The sequence below is a fragment of the Thalassospira marina genome, assembly GCF_002844375.1.
GTDB classification, from domain to species: Bacteria; Pseudomonadota; Alphaproteobacteria; order Rhodospirillales; family Thalassospiraceae; genus Thalassospira; species Thalassospira marina.
Window position 1 is genome coordinate 2,952,885 of the sequence record NZ_CP024199.1, and the last position, 13,868, is coordinate 2,966,752.

Below are 13,868 nucleotides of genomic sequence, written 5' to 3' on the forward strand. Positions count from 1 at the left end.
ATGTCTCTTATTGATCTTGCGCTGAACCGATCGCGCACCGTCATAATGACACTGATCCTGTTGCTGGTTGCGGGCTGGGTTGGCTATAACGCCATCCCCAAAGAAGCCGACCCGGACATTCAGATCCCGATCCTTTATGTTTTGATGCATCACGAGGGGATTTCCCCCGAAGATGCCGAACGCCTGTTGCTGCGCCCGATGGAACAGCAGTTGCGCACCATTGAAGGTGTGAAGGAAATGCGTTCGCAGGCCTATCAGGGTGGTGCATCGGTAACGCTGGAATTTTACAGCGACATCAATATCGATGATGCCTTGGCCGATGTGCGCGAACGTGTTGATATTGCCAAATCCGACCTGCCCGATGATACCGACGACCCCGAAGTTCACGAGGTTAACCTGTCGCTGTTTCCGGTGTTGGTTGTGACCCTGTCGGGCGAGGTGCCTGAACGCACTTTGCTGCGTCTTGCGCGTAACCTGAAAGACGATATCGAAGGCATCCCGGCCGTTCTCGAAGCCAAACTGGCGGGCGACCGCGAAGAACTGGTGGAATTTGTCATCGATCCGATGAAGATCGAAAGCTACCGGTTAAAGGGTGTTGATATCGTATCGCTGGTGCGCAATTCAAACTCGCTTGTGGCGGCAGGTGCCCTTGATACCGGTGCGGGGCGTTTTAACATCAAGGTTCCCGGCCTGTTTGAGGATGTTGAAGACATTTTGAACATGCCACTGATCGTTGATGGTGATTCCGTCATCCGTTTCCGCGACATTGGCGAAGTGCATCGTACCTTCAAGGATGCCACCAGCTTTGCCCGCCTGAATGGCCGCCCGGCCATTGCGATTGAAGTTTCCAAACGTGTTGGCGAAAACATCATTGATGTGATCGATGCGGTTAAAGCCGTAACTGCCGAGGCAGCAGCAGCCTACCCCGATACGGTGAAGGTTACCTATTCGCAGGACAAGTCATCAGACATCCGCACCATGCTGACCGACCTTCAAAACAGCGTCATTCTGGCAATTCTGCTGGTGATGGTGGTTGTAATCTGGTCGCTGGGCTGGCGGTCGGGCCTGCTGGTAGGGCTTGCCATTCCCGGTTCGTTCCTGACTGCGATCCTGATTTTGTGGGCGCTGGGCATGACGGTGAATATCGTTGTGCTGTTCTCGCTGATCCTGGCGGTCGGGATGCTGGTGGATGGTGCCATCGTTGTTACCGAATATGCGGATCGCAAGATGCTTGATGGGCTGCATCGCAAGCAGGCCTATCCGCTGGCGGCAAAACGCATGGCGATGCCCATCATTGCTTCGACGGCAACCACACTGGCAGCCTTTTTGCCCCTGGCATTCTGGCCTGACGTGGTTGGCGATTTCATGAAATTCCTGCCCATCACGGTGCTGTTTACCCTGACGGCATCGCTGGCAATGGCACTTATTTTCGTGCCAACGGTGGGTGCATGGTTTGGCAAACCCGGTGTTGCTGCCAATGATGCCCTTGATGCCGTGGCCGCCGGTGAAACCGACAAACTTGAAAAACTGACGGGCGGAACGGGTTTTTACATCCGGGTTTTGCGTGGTTCGCTTCGGATTTACTGGCTGATCATTCCGCTTGCCTTTGTAATCCTGATTGCGGTCTGGATGGCATTTGGCATGTTTGGCAAGGGGTTTGAATTTTTCCCGTCTGTCGAACCGGAAAATGCCGCAGTACAGATCCGTGCACGTGGCAATATGTCCTATTACGAACAGGACGCGCTGGTGCACGAAGTGGAAAACCGCATTCTTACCCTTGATGACCAGTCCGAAACCGGCCATCACTGGTTTGATACGGTTTATAGCCGCAGCGGTGATGCCGGACAGGGCAGCGATGACACGCCTGAAGACGTTATCGGTGTGATCCAGCTTGAATATGCCGACTGGCAGGTACGCCCGAAGGCCAAGGAAATTGAACATAAAATCCTTGATGCCACGCGTGATCTTGCCGGTATCCAGGTTGAAATCCGTGCAGCCGAAGCAGGCCCGCCCCAGGGCAAGGATGTGCAAATCCAGTTGCGGTCCCATTACCCGGAACTGCTGGATAAAACATCAGCCCAAATCATGGATGGCCTGCATAAAATCGGTGGTCTTTACAATTTTGAAGACGGCAAATCCCCCCCGGGCATTGACTGGGAATACAAGGTGGACCGTGCCCAGGCACTTAAATTCGGGGCTGATATTGCAACGATTGGCAATACGGTAAAGCTGGTCACAAACGGCATTCTGTTTTCGACCTATCGCCCCGATGATTCGACCGAGGAAATCGACATTGTGGGACGTTTCCCGCAAGATCGCCGCACCCTTGAAGAATTGCAGCGCCTTAATATTGTGACCGACAAGGGGCTGGTGCCGGTTTCCAACTTCATCACGCGCACTGCCGAACCCAAAACCGGCACCCTGCACCGTGTTGACAGCCGTCGTGCCCTGACCGTCAAGGCCGACGTCACCGAAGGCATCCTGGTTGATACCAAGGTGCAGGAGGTCAAACAGTGGTTAAAAACCCTTGATATCGACCCGCGTGTGAATGTCGAGTTCAAGGGCCAGGACGAAGAACAGCAGAAATCGGCAGACTTCCTTAAAAATGCCTTCTCGGTTGCGCTGTTTATCATGTTCATCATTCTGGTGACGCAGTTTAACTCGATCACCAGTTCGCTTCTGATCATGGTTGCGATCATTATGTCGACAGCCGGGGTTCTGGGCGGGTTGCTGTTAACGGGGCAGGCCTTTTCCATCGTCATGAACGGGATTGGCATTGTCGCGCTGGCCGGGATCGTGGTGAACAACAATATCGTTCTGATCGATACCTATGACCGGCTGAAATTAACGGCGGACAATATTGAAGATGCCATCCTGCAAACCTGTGCGCAGCGCCTGCGCCCAGTGATGCTGACAACCGTGACCACCATTCTTGGTCTGGTGCCGATGGTCTTTCAGATCAATATCGACTTTGTCACCCGTGAATTTTCCATCGGTGCACCGTCAACCCAGTGGTGGGTACAATTGGCAACCTCGATTGCCTTTGGCCTGACCTTTGCGACGGTTCTGACGCTGGTCTTTACGCCCTGCGCCCTCCTGATGGTGGCCCGAATGGGCAAAGCCTGGCGGCGCTGGCGCGGCAAGGATGAAAAGCCAGCCGAAACCAGCGGGAATGCGCCAGTCAGCATTGATTAACCTGGCCCCACCCACTGCTACGTAAAAACCACAAAGTGAAAGCTGCCCTACCTTGGGGCAGCTTTTTTTACTATCACTAGGTGGTGGGATTGGCTATACTAAGGAATAGATCACTCAAGGATAATAGGACCAGATTTAACACTGGCGCGGTCGACAAGGAACTTCGACATATGCGGATACGGCGCTTTGCCATAGCAGCCTGCCACATTGCCTTACTGGCCGGATTTTCCGGCAAAGCAGCCGCGCAACAGGAGCTGACCTGGGCGATTCCGCCCTTTCCCCCCGCCTATATCGAAGAACATGGCGAAATAACCGGCTATGCCGCACAGACCCAGCAATGGCTGATGGACCGTTTGCCGCAATATCACCATGTTGCCAAACGCGTACCACTGGCGCGCCTGCTTGCGGAAATGCGCAGCGATGAATTGCGCTGTTCGCTGACACTGATCCCGACGGAAGAACGCAAGGAATATATCTATTTCGCCAAGCCGATCATGATCAGCCTGGCACCGTCAGTCATTGTACTTAAACGTCAGCTTCCGGCGTTTCGCCCTTACCTGAATGCACGCAACGAGGTCGAACTGGACCGCCTGCTGGACGATATTTCCATGAATGTTGCCCTGCGCCATGGCCGATCCTATGGCGAGTTCATCGACAAAATTGTCGCGCGCCATCGCAGCCAGACCAACATCATCACCGTTGGCAGCGACGAAAAATTCATTCAGCTTCTGGAAATGGGCCGCCTGGACTGGGCAATGTATTTACCAACCGAAGCCGAATATCACCACCGCAAGGCCAACACCCCGGGTGAAATCCTTTCCCTGCCCATTGCGAACGCCAAGCCTTATATCGAGGCGACAATGGGATGTTCGAAAACCAGGGCAGGCAAGCAAGCGATCGAGGATGTCAATGCCATACTCGATGCCTATCCACAGCGCCCGTGGCTACGTTTTTACCAGGCTTGGGTTCCCCCCGGCGACCGCGTGCGCTATCGCCAGATGCTTGAAACCGTTACCACCACCCGCCTGACCCAGGCCGACCCGGCGGAAGAACCTGCATCACAATAAAGCGCTTTGCTTTTAATCAGGTTCATTTTGCTGCCGCCCCGTACAAACGACATGGCAAAGCCTGCCGGAAAACTATTTTGAGGTGGTGGGGAAACAGGCAGCGGACACAATCAGTTTCCACGAAAAAACAAAGGCCAGCCACATAACCGGGCTGGCCTTTGACATTTACAATTTTCATTCAACCCGACCGGGCTAAGTTCGAACCTAGTTCTGGTGAACGCGGTTCAGGCCATCTTCGGGGTCATCGTCAGACTGGCCAAGGTCTTCTTCTTCGTCGGGTTGATCTTCAAGCTGCTGCTGTTCAACGCCCATGCGGCGATAGGAACGGTAGCTGAAAAAGAAGGTCGCGAAATAGACACCGGCAATCACCGACAGGGTCAGCCAGGGCGAGGACACCAGGAACGCAACCGACGCGCCAAAAGCCAGCATCAGCGGCAGGACCCATGCCCGGGGAATTTTGACCTTTTTGAAGCTGAAGGTCGGCATGCGCGACACCATCAGCACCGCGATCAGAACGATATAGGGTGCCGTGATGAAGGGGGTATCGAAAATGCCTTCGCCAAACTGGAAGCTAAGCACAATCGGCCACATTGAAAGGGCGGCTGCCGCCGGGGCCGGAACCCCGGTAAAAAAGCGATAGGCCCAGGTTGGCATTTCGGGTTCACCCAGCATCTGGGTATTGAAGCGTGCCAGTCGCAGGGACATGCACACAGCAAAAAGCAGACAAAGCGCCCAGCCGATCGGCCCCAATTGATGAAGCGACCAGAAATACATCAGCAATGCCGGTGCAACACCAAAACAGACAAAGTCGGAAAGCGAATCAAGTTCGGCCCCGAACCGGCTGGAGGCATTGAGCATGCGGGCAAGGCGGCCATCAAGGCCGTCAATGATCCCGGCAATCAGGATAGCGGTAACCGCGGCTTCCCAATGGTCCTGCATGGCAAACCGGATCGAGGTCAAACCCGCGCACATCCCCATAAGGGTTGCGACATTTGGGGCCAGACGGGACAGGGACAAAGCCTTGAACCGCCGCGGCCGGTTGCTATTGGGACCATAGGGCATTAACGGATCTCCCCGGTTGCGGGCGCAGCGGCTGATTCGGACACATCGGCCAGAACCGTTTCGCCTGCGATGGTAAGCTGACCCACGCAAACCTTTGGTTCAACACCGGCGGGCAGATACACATCCACGCGCGAGCCAAAACGGATCAGGCCGAAACGTTCACCGGCCTTGAGGATCGAACCACGGCCAACATCACACAGGATGCGGCGTGCCACCAGACCGGCAATCTGGACAACACCAAATTCCCGACCCGCGCTGTCGCGGACCAGCAGGATCTGGCGTTCGTTATGTTCGGATGCCTTGTCAAGTTCGGCGTTGACGAACTTGCCCGGAACATAGGCCTCACCAACGATTTCACCATTGATCGGCGAGCGATTGACGTGAACGTTAAACACATTCATGAAAATCGAAATACGGGTGCGCGGCGACTGGTCCTGCAGTTCCAGTTCCTTGGGCAGCGGGGCCTGCGAAATCATGCAGATGCGGCCATCGGCCGGTGCGATCACCAGGTTTTCATCAACCGGGGTAACACGGTCGGGATCGCGGAAGAAATAGGCGCACCACAACGTCAGGATCACGCCAATCCAGCCCAGCGGCTGGGCGATCAGAAACAGGATCACGGTCACGGCGGCGAAAATCGCAATAAATTTCCAGCCTTCGGAATTGATCGGCACAAGAACGGATTTCAAAGTTGTATTCCCTGGTTGCAATGCGACGCGCCGGTCAGTGGCACGCCTGGCATGTTCTTATCACTGGCAATCCGTCCCCTTCAACAAGGGGGATCACCCAGCGGCGCTTTTTTCGGTCCAGATCGTTTCAACATCATTCACTTTGCCATGTTTTCAGGGATTTGCCGGTAGGCTGTGCAAATTCACCGCATCAGCCTGCCTGCGTGCCTTCCCGTCAAACCCGGCATTTTTACCAGAATGGCAAAGCCCTGTCGAACGCATCGGGCAAAATCGCCCACCAGCCTGTGGACCGGGGCACAATTGCCCCGGACATGCGCATGGATATAGGGCCGAAAATCGCAAAGTCGATGGCATATAAAAACAGCAATAGCGCGCAAGGCCCTATTGCTGCTTTTTAGACGTAATCAGTTAGACGAACCCTGTTCGGGCAGAGAGAAAATCTGGCCCGGATAGATCAGGTCGGGATCGCGGATCTGGTCTTCGTTGCGATGGTAAATCACCCAGTACTGGATACCATCACCATAAGCGCGACGGGCGATACGCCACAGGCTGTTGCCCGGCTGCACGACATAGCGTTTGCCCGGTTCCATCGCCTTTTTGGCATCGGCCCGCTCAAAGGGCAGTTCAACACGGGCAACGACCTTGCCGTTTTTATCAACTTCGTCCGCGCGCAGTTTGTACTGGCCCGGGTCGATATCGGATTCAAGGGTTACAGCCCAGTCACCCTTGTTATTGGACAGGGCATCACCGACAAATTTGTTATCCAGATACACCCGGATATTATGATCAGGGTCCGCATCGCCGGACATGGCAACCTGGCCCTTTTCATTATAATCAACCACACCAACACTCAGACGCGGCATGGAAGATGCAATTTCAGGCTGGCCGGCTTCGCGGGCGGCTTCGTTTGCGGCCTTGGCGATTTCCTTGTTTTCAGGAACGGCACCAGGGCCTTGCAAAACGGTGGCCGGGCCTTCGCCTTCGGATGGGACACGCAATGCAATGATCGGCTGTTTGCTATCGTCGGTTTTGGCAGCGCCTTCGTCGCTTTTCTGGGCGACCATCGGGGCTGTGGTTTCCTTGGCCGGGCTATCGGGGATCAGCACCACGACATCCTCGTTACCGGACTGAACCTTGCCATCCTTGTCTTCGCTTTCAACCGAAAGCTCACGATCGCCAGGTTCCAGCGGTTTTTCCGGCAGGATCACCCATTCCCCACGGTCATCGGCGGTTGCTTCACCAATCACATCCTCGCCTTCGCGAACACGGACCTTGCTGTTAGGTTCGGCACGACCGGCAATAACGGAATTGCCATCCGGGCTGACACGTACAACGTCAAAGCTGGGATCGGAAACTTCCGGTGCCTTGTTTTCGTCGGAAGAAGCGGCTTCGTCGGTTTTCGGCGCTGCACTATTTGCAGCACTGTCATTGCTGTCCTGCTGCGCCGGTTCCGTGGTTGAAACCGCATCGACATCATCGTCGACAGACCCCGTAAGCGTATAATTCAGCACGATGGCGGCAATGATCAGCAAAACGCCGATAATGACGAGGATATAAGGTCGTTTCACCGGAAAATATCCTTGAACGATGGTTATCTTTTATTCGCCGAAGGTCCGAATGGCAGTGATGCGCGGCATTGCAGCATCAAACGCCCAATTCTGTCCCCACCCCCGACACGGTTATTGCAAACTTGTACTACTTTCATCGCACAGTTTCCATACCGTAACAAAGCCGGAATTGCATCAAGCCGTTGCAAATGTGCAAATTTGCCCGCCGAAATTGCCATTTTTGCACCTGAAAGCGGTTTTTTGCCGATTTCCAGGCATATCCGGGCCATTTCGCACGGCCCGGCCTGCTTTTGCCGGGCACGGAACCAACAGGATTGATCAATAAGGCAGGGACGATCCGATAAAGGCAACCAGAGCCGCCATAATCACCGGCAGGGCCAGTGCCAAAACCCGGACAATGGCCGCACCGGCCCAGGCAATACCCGCCCCGGCACCATTGGCATCACCTTGGGAAAAACGCTCAAGTCGCAGGGCCTTTTGCAACATGGTGGTGCCGGTTCCGGCAAACATCACCAATACAAGCACCGCATGGGCAACCAGGCTGGCCGGGGCGCGCAAAATGGCCGTTGCCCCCGCCACCATAATGGCCCCAACCATCGCCAGCCACACCGCCGCACGGTATTGCGGTGCTGCCTTTTCCGAGATCAGGGCAATCAGCAATGCCACCGCCATCGCCCCATGCAGAATTTTAAGATCCCGCAGGCCAAACTGAACCGCGATAATCCCCATGCCCAGCACCAGGGCAAAAAACACCGAAAGCGCACCCGGCCCGCGATCAGCCATATTGCCAGCATCGGTCACGGTTTTGTTTTTACGTGTTGTCGTTACCTTGGCAGTTTTGGTTTTGGCCTTACCTTTGCCCGCAGGCGCCTTTTCATCTTCGCCATCGGCTGAAAAATCCGGCAGGGTGACAAAGGCAAGAACAAGGGCAATCACCAGATAGGCCGCCCATGCCAGCACGGAAACCGAATGCGCCGTTTGCGGCCCGGTAAAACGCGACAGCAAAGCCGCCGTCCCACCGGTTTCATCCCCCAGCACCAGCCAGCCGCCCCCGACAATGATGACACAGGCCAGCACCGATGCGATACGCGCGGAAAAACGCGCCACATCGATCATGATCCCGGCAAGGCCGCCAATCAGGATAACCGCCAGCACCGCCCCGGCCCCGCCGCGCATGCCTTCCGGCAGGCCAACAGCAGCCGGCACGGCCACCAGAATGGCCGGAATAATGGCAGACAGTACCATGCGCCGGGCAACGGCGCGGTCCAGGCCCAGCCACAACGCCAGCATCAGAACGGCGGCAATCACACCGGAAACAAGAATGGCAAACCAGAAGGGACTGTCGACAAACACGCTTATTTAACCTGCCTTAAGTGCTTTGAATTTTCAGGGCGATGCATGTACCGGCTGGCACCACGCACTGCGGGACCGACACAATACGATATATTACGGCACAAATCGGGCTGCGCTTTTGCACAGGGGAATTGCGCACTGCAATACCGTACTGCAAAAACCTGCCCGGAAATCGGGTTTTGACATCAAGATATCATTGACGGCGCAGGCATATCATACGCTAAGCTGGGCATGAAAGAGACATTGAGAAAGCTCAAGGGTTTCTTTCCTGCAACAAGATAACAAGAAAGGCAGGCCGCCATGACGAAAATAAACTCGATTTGTGTGTTTTGCGGTGCATCGAATGGTGTAAATCCCCAACACAAGGAAAACGCCATCGCCTTTGGCAAAATGATGGCTGAACGCGGCATTACCCTGATTTACGGCGGCGGGCGCATCGGCCTTATGGGCGCGGTTGCTGACGCGGTAATGGAAAATGGCGGCAATGTTGTCGGCATTATTCCGGCCCATCTTGACGATATCGAAGTCGGCCATGCGGGCCTTTCGGAACTGATCGTTTGTAAATCCATGTATGAGCGCAAGGTGGAAATGTTCCGCCGGTCCGATGCTTTTGTAACCCTGGCAGGCGGGCTGGGCAGCCTTGATGAAGCCTTCGAGGCCCTGACCCTGCGCCAGCTTGGCATTCACGACAAGCCGCTGGTGTTTTTCAACGCCCTTGGTTACTGGGACAAATGCCTTGATATGATCGAAGGCATTATCGAGGAAGGCTTTGCCCGCCCCAGCAACCGCCAGCTGTATTCGGTGACCGACAGCCTTGAAGGCGTGTTTGAAAAACTTTCGGCTGAACCGGGACCGAAATTCGACCCGAAGGAAAAGCTGCTGTAAGGCGGATATGCCCAGCTGGGCACCAAGACATCACCGTCACCATCACCATCCCACGGCCCTGCCCTTTGCGGCGGGGCCGTTTTGTTTGGCGTGCATCGTCATTGGCAAAATGACGTGCCTGATCGGCAAAAGCAGAGTGAATCCGCATGATCGCATAGCCGATAGCAGCCAAAACGCGCCGGGCAATGGTGGATCATCCGAACGCAGCAATTTAGCGCATCAATCAGGAAAGTCGTAATCCCCCCCAACGCTACCCGTAAAGATTGCAGAAAACGCCGCAAAACCACGATTTATGCGCGATTTGTGATCTGGGACACATGTATTTTCAGGTGAGTCGGAAAGATGCAGTGTCTGCCTGTTCCGGGCCTGAGGCAACCTTATTTATATTAAATATATTTAAATTAGAATTTTGACATAAATCATGGTTATCAGTGACTTACGGTGATGAGGTGGCATTTCCCGTACAAGAGAGAGGGGAATATCATGAACACCGCCCGCACCTTTATCCGGCTGCTGGGGGCATCTGCCCTGTGTGTCGGATTTATCACCAGCGCCCTTGCCGCAGGACAGGGGGACGATGCTGCCCTGCGCAAGGCCGCCAACGACTATTTCGAGGTTGTTCCTTCTGCCGTTCCTGCGGTTAAAGGCAACCCTGTTACCCATGAAAAAGTCGAACTGGGCAAAATGCTGTTTTTCGAAACCCGCATTTCATCCAGCGCGCTTATTTCGTGCAATACCTGCCACAATCTGGGCATGGGGGGTGACGACAACCTTGAAACATCCATCGGGCATGGCTGGCAGAAAGGCCCGCGTAATGCCCCGACGGTCTTAAACGCTGTCTTTAACATCGCCCAGTTCTGGGATGGCCGCGCAGCCGATTTGAAGGCACAGGCCAAAGGCCCGGTTCAGGCCGGTGTCGAAATGGCCAGCACGCCGGACCGCGTGGTAACCACCCTTAAATCCATGCCGGAATATGTCGATCGCTTTACCAAGGCATTCCCCGGTGAAAAAGACCCCGTCACATTCGATAACATGGCCAAAGCCATCGAAGCCTTTGAAGCAACCCTGATCACGCCGGCATCGCGGTTTGACCAGTTCCTTGAAGGCAATGACGCCATCCTGACCGCCCAGGAAAAAGAAGGCCTGGCACTGTTTATGGATAGCGGTTGTGCATCGTGCCACAACGGCGTGAATGTGGGGGGTAATGGATATTACCCGTTTGGCGTGGTTGAAAAGCCGGGTTCCGACATTCTGCCTGCCAATGACAAGGGCCGATTTGCCGTTACCCATACCGCCGATGATGACTATGTCTTCCGCGCTGGCCCGCTGCGCAATATCGAGCTGACAGCCCCCTATTTCCATACCGGCAAGGTCTGGAACCTGGAACAGGCTGTGGGCATCATGGCCACCAGCCAGCTTGGTACCGAGCTTGACGACAAATCCATTGCCGCCATCGCCGCCTTCCTGCGCACGCTTACCGGTGAAGAACCCCAGATCGTTTATCCGATCCTGCCGGTCAGCACCGAAAGCACCCCGCGCCCCAAGGAAATGATCGCCAATAAATAAGGCATCTTTCCAAGGCTACAGGCCCGCCCGGTTTGCCGGGCGGGCCTTGTTTATGGGCGTTTGGTGCCAATGGAACTTGGGGCAGCAACAGGATGGTCAGACGCCGGCAAACCAGTCATATCCCTGGTCTTCCCAATAACCGCCGGAATAGTCATTGCTGACCTCGATCACGCGGATATGTTTAGCGCTTTTGAAACCCAGTTTGGTGGGAATACGCAACCGTACCGGCGCGCCCCATTCCGGGGTCAACGGTTTTTCAAGGAAATCGAGCGCCAGAATGGTTTGCGGGTGCAGCGCGCTCGCCATATCGATGCTGGTGGTATAATCATCAAAACAGATGAATTTAACGTACCGTGCGCGCAAATCCGCCCCGATCGTTCTTAGGAAAAAATGCAGCGGCACGCCGCTCCATTGGCCGATCTGGCTCCAGCCTTCAATGCAGATATGACGTGTGATCTGGCTTTCCTGCGGCATGTTGCGCAAGGCATCGATGGTCCAGGATGATTTATTGGCAACATCACCCGCGACTTCCAGTTTCCAGTCATCAGGCACCGGGCGCACCTGCCAGTCAGGATAATAGGCGTTAAAGCGAAACGGGTCGGTAATTGCACTGGCAGGATAGGTTTGGGCCAGTCTTTCGGGGTCAAACAGCATCGACTGAATTTTGTCGTCAAATTTCAGCATCGATTTCAGGGCGGCATCGGCACCGCTATCGGTGGACAGATTGCACCCCGTTAACATGGCCAGCCCGCCCAGCGATAATGACCCGCGCAAAAAGGCCCGCCGTCCCAGTTTTTCGACATCGCGGCGGATGTCGTCTTCGGTAATGACCGGTTTTTGCCGAAACTTAATCATTGGCGGCCTCCTGCCGGTCGACCGGCACGGTTTTAAACATGGAAACAAGGGTTTTCGGAACGATGGCAACCAGCACCAGATGCACCACGATAAAACCGACAATCAGCAGCATCATCGCCAGATGAATATTTCGAGCCAGCGGGAAACCGCCAAACAGCGATACCAGCGCATCAAGCTGCACGGGTTTCCAGATGGAAAGGCCGGTTAAAACCTCGACCACGAGGATGCAAATCACACCGACATAAAACAGGCGCTGCACAGCATTGTAATGCCCGATGCGATGACCCAGACGAAACCGAAGGGCCGCCCCCATATCACGCAGAATGGCGCGCGGTGACGGCACCGCCAGATCGCGGCGGAAATGCCCGGTATAGATGCCATATAAAAGATAGGCAGCACCGTTAAAAACCAGCAGCCACATCGCGCTTAGATGCCAGGCCAGCGCCCCACCCAGCCAGCCGCCCAGTGTTGCCCATTGCGGAAAGGTAAAAGGCAGATCGGGCGAGGCATTGTAAATTTCCCAACCGCTGAAAAGCATGCAGCTGACGGCGTAAACATTGATCCAGTGCATGATGCGTATCGGCAGGGGATGTGCGGCCCGCACCCGGGTTCGCGCAGGATTTTTCATCACATTCATCCGTTTGACATTCGGGAGACAGGGTGTTGCGAGAAGCGGGGTGAAGGGTGGCCAAGCGCCCCTTCACCCCAGGCAATGAAGGCGTCTTACATCGGGGGGACGACGCCGTCTTTGCCAACTGCAACCTGTTTGGCGATGGCTTTGTCGCCATCAACAATCGCGACAACAAACACACCGGCACCTTTTTCCACGTCATCCTTGGTGCCCGGGGCAATGGCAACAACCGGTGCCGTCGGCGGGACAAGAACGGTCTGCTCGCCGCCCTTATAGGTGACCTTCAGGGTGGTCACACCGCCCTTGGAGGTACTGGTCGCGACATTGCCATTGGTCATCGCACTTTTGACTTCGGTTTCGCTGGCCTTGGTCACGGTGGAAACATTGCCATTGGTCATGGCGCTGCTGGTGGCGGTGCCATTGGCAAGGGTGGTGTCAGAAATTTTGTCCCACGGATAATGACCTTCGCCCAGGCCGCGCATTTCCGGCGGGAACACGGTAATTTCAAGTGCAATCAGGCGCGAACCGGTTTCCTTGGTTGCCGTGCCGATATAACTGCCTTCGGCAACGTTATCGAGGCTGGATTTAACAACGGCGGCATAGTGGGTTTGATCATCAAGGGTGATGGTCAGATCACGGTTATCGCGGGTGTGAATGACCAGCGACTGGGCACTGATATCGGTAACGGTGCCACGCAGGCGTTCGGGCATCGGCTGCGCCTTAAGCGGGGCGATGGATGCAATTGACAAACCCACAGCAGTCAAAGCAGCAAAAACAAACGGTTTCATTTTGAAAATTCCTGTGTTGGGGGACTTAGGACCGCCTTGCTGCGGCCCGAATGGCCGTAAATTGGCAAGGCAGGGGCGTTTTCCCGTCAATGCATGGGGGCATTGGTGGGAATTTCGGACACAGGGAACAACCCCACCCGTGGCGCGGGCATGGTTGGCCTGTCAGATTTCGGGAAAAAGGCACGGCACCGGGCAAAAGCCCCGGCAGA

General features: G+C 55.3%; 11 protein-coding genes. 4 read left to right on the forward strand and 7 right to left on the reverse strand.

What is annotated here, in order from left to right:
* Both CSC3H3_RS13465 and CSC3H3_RS13470 read left to right on the forward strand, forming a co-directional pair.
* Nucleotides 1–3,195 carry an efflux RND transporter permease subunit gene (locus CSC3H3_RS13465; protein ID WP_101285160.1) on the forward strand — a complete coding sequence of 1,065 codons (3,195 nt, stop codon included), beginning with the start codon at nucleotides 1–3 and terminating at the stop codon, nucleotides 3,193–3,195.
* Nucleotides 3,196–3,365: 170 nt separating this feature from the next.
* Entirely contained in the window at nucleotides 3,366–4,262 is an 897-nt protein-coding gene (locus tag CSC3H3_RS13470; protein ID WP_101285161.1) for a TIGR02285 family protein, read from the forward strand.
* 204 nt (nucleotides 4,263–4,466) lie between these two features.
* Here the strand turns inward: CSC3H3_RS13470 and pssA are convergent, their stop codons facing one another.
* From pssA to CSC3H3_RS13500, 4 genes are all read right to left on the reverse strand, one after another.
* Nucleotides 4,467–5,324, reverse strand: coding sequence for a CDP-diacylglycerol--serine O-phosphatidyltransferase (pssA, locus tag CSC3H3_RS13475; RefSeq protein WP_101268280.1), 858 nt, complete (start codon nucleotides 5,322–5,324; stop codon nucleotides 4,467–4,469).
* On the reverse strand, nucleotides 5,324–6,013 hold the full coding sequence (locus CSC3H3_RS13480; protein WP_101268282.1) for a phosphatidylserine decarboxylase: 690 nt from the start codon (nucleotides 6,011–6,013) through the stop codon (nucleotides 5,324–5,326). Before CSC3H3_RS13480 ends, pssA begins: the two co-directional genes overlap by 1 nt.
* A 404-nt stretch (nucleotides 6,014–6,417) precedes the next feature.
* Nucleotides 6,418–7,581: an Ig-like domain-containing protein gene (locus CSC3H3_RS13490; protein ID WP_101285164.1), complete on the reverse strand. Its 1,164-nt coding sequence runs from the start codon at nucleotides 7,579–7,581 to the stop codon at nucleotides 6,418–6,420.
* A 318-nt stretch (nucleotides 7,582–7,899) separates the two neighbouring features.
* Nucleotides 7,900–8,934 carry a hypothetical protein gene (locus tag CSC3H3_RS13500; protein WP_101285166.1) on the reverse strand — a complete coding sequence of 345 codons (1,035 nt, stop codon included), beginning with the start codon at nucleotides 8,932–8,934 and terminating at the stop codon, nucleotides 7,900–7,902.
* A gap of 300 nt (nucleotides 8,935–9,234) precedes the next feature.
* Here CSC3H3_RS13500 and CSC3H3_RS13505 point away from each other — a divergent pair, with 300 nt between their 5' ends.
* Both CSC3H3_RS13505 and CSC3H3_RS13510 read left to right on the forward strand, forming a co-directional pair.
* Nucleotides 9,235–9,819, forward strand: a complete 585-nt coding sequence (locus CSC3H3_RS13505) for an LOG family protein (RefSeq protein ID WP_101268290.1) — start codon at nucleotides 9,235–9,237, stop codon at nucleotides 9,817–9,819.
* 483 nt (nucleotides 9,820–10,302) lie between these two features.
* The gene (locus tag CSC3H3_RS13510) at nucleotides 10,303–11,385 is read left to right on the forward strand and encodes a cytochrome-c peroxidase (RefSeq protein WP_101268292.1); all 1,083 of its coding nucleotides are present in this window, start codon (nucleotides 10,303–10,305) and stop codon (nucleotides 11,383–11,385) included.
* A gap of 96 nt (nucleotides 11,386–11,481) precedes the next feature.
* Here the strand turns inward: CSC3H3_RS13510 and CSC3H3_RS13515 are convergent, their stop codons facing one another.
* From CSC3H3_RS13515 to CSC3H3_RS13525, 3 genes are all read right to left on the reverse strand, one after another.
* The gene (locus CSC3H3_RS13515; RefSeq protein WP_101285167.1) at nucleotides 11,482–12,240 is read right to left on the reverse strand and encodes a molybdopterin-dependent oxidoreductase; all 759 of its coding nucleotides are present in this window, start codon (nucleotides 12,238–12,240) and stop codon (nucleotides 11,482–11,484) included.
* Entirely contained in the window at nucleotides 12,233–12,868 is a 636-nt protein-coding gene (locus CSC3H3_RS13520) for a cytochrome b/b6 domain-containing protein (RefSeq protein ID WP_101268296.1), read from the reverse strand. Before CSC3H3_RS13520 ends, CSC3H3_RS13515 begins: the two co-directional genes overlap by 8 nt.
* Before the next feature lie 95 nt (nucleotides 12,869–12,963).
* Entirely contained in the window at nucleotides 12,964–13,659 is a 696-nt protein-coding gene (locus CSC3H3_RS13525; RefSeq protein WP_101268298.1) for a hypothetical protein, read from the reverse strand.
* Nucleotides 13,660–13,868 lie beyond the last annotated feature (209 nt).

Coding starts and splice junctions, on each gene's coding strand:
- CSC3H3_RS13510 (WP_101268292.1), top strand. CDS start 10,303: ATGAACACCGCCCGCACCTTTATCCGGCTGCTGGGGGCATCTGCCCTG.
- CSC3H3_RS13515 (WP_101285167.1), bottom strand. CDS start 12,240: ATGATTAAGTTTCGGCAAAAACCGGTCATTACCGAAGACGACATCCGC.
- pssA (WP_101268280.1), bottom strand. CDS start 5,324: ATGCCCTATGGTCCCAATAGCAACCGGCCGCGGCGGTTCAAGGCTTTG.
- CSC3H3_RS13505 (WP_101268290.1), top strand. CDS start 9,235: ATGACGAAAATAAACTCGATTTGTGTGTTTTGCGGTGCATCGAATGGT.
- CSC3H3_RS13520 (WP_101268296.1), bottom strand. CDS start 12,868: ATGAAAAATCCTGCGCGAACCCGGGTGCGGGCCGCACATCCCCTGCCG.
- CSC3H3_RS13470 (WP_101285161.1), top strand. CDS start 3,366: ATGCGGATACGGCGCTTTGCCATAGCAGCCTGCCACATTGCCTTACTG.
- CSC3H3_RS13465 (WP_101285160.1), top strand. CDS start 1: ATGTCTCTTATTGATCTTGCGCTGAACCGATCGCGCACCGTCATAATG.
- CSC3H3_RS13525 (WP_101268298.1), bottom strand. CDS start 13,659: ATGAAACCGTTTGTTTTTGCTGCTTTGACTGCTGTGGGTTTGTCAATT.